General features: G+C 48.0%; 1 protein-coding gene. It reads left to right on the forward strand.

What is annotated here, in order from left to right:
- The coding region (locus R7040_RS25380; RefSeq protein WP_318097410.1) for an AMP-binding protein at positions 1-877 on the forward strand (877 nt) is incomplete at both ends.

The following is an 877-nucleotide window of genomic DNA, read 5'->3' on the forward strand; positions in this document are numbered from 1 at the left end:
TGCTAACGTGCTTCAGGCGAAAGGGGCTTACGGTCCAGTACTTTCTCCAGGTCGTGAATTAGTGGTAACCGCATTGCCGCTTTACCACGTGTTCGCACTGACAGTGAACTGTTTGCTGTTTATCGAAATGGGCGGTCGTAACTTACTGATTACCAACCCGCGTGATATTCCCGGCTTTGTAAAAGAGCTGCAAAAGTACCAATTCACAGCGATCACAGGTGTGAATACCTTATTCAATGCGCTAGTGAACAATGAAGATTTCCATGAGTTGGACTTCAGTAATCTTCGCTTGGCTGTTGGTGGCGGTATGGCAGTTCAACGTGCTGTTGCTGAGAAATGGCTGAAGACCACAGGCTGCTACTTGCTTGAAGGTTATGGACTTACTGAGTGTTCACCGTTAGTTGCGGCTTACCCGCATGACTTGGTTGAGTACAACGGTTCTATCGGTCTGCCAGTTCCTTCGACAGAAGTTCGTATGGTTGATGAAGAAGGCAATGTACTGCCAAATACTGGTACAGGTGAGCTACAAGTTCGCGGCCCTCAAGTAATGCAAGGTTACTGGCAACGTCCGGAAGCAACCAAAGACACCATTAACGAAGACGGTTGGCTATCAACGGGTGACATCGTTAAGTTTGATGACGAAGGCTTCCTGCACATTGTTGACCGTAAGAAAGACATGATCTTGGTTTCTGGCTTCAACGTTTACCCGAATGAAATCGAAGACGTTGTCGCTCTGCACGGCAAAGTTCTTGAAGTGGCTGCAATTAGTCAACAGCATGGAGTGTCTGGTGAGTTGGGGAAGATCTACGTTGTAAAACGTGACCCGAGCTTAACCCAAGAAGCAGTGATTGCACACTGCCGTCAGCATCTAACGGGC

The sequence above is a fragment of the Vibrio sp. 1069 genome (genome assembly GCF_033340555.1).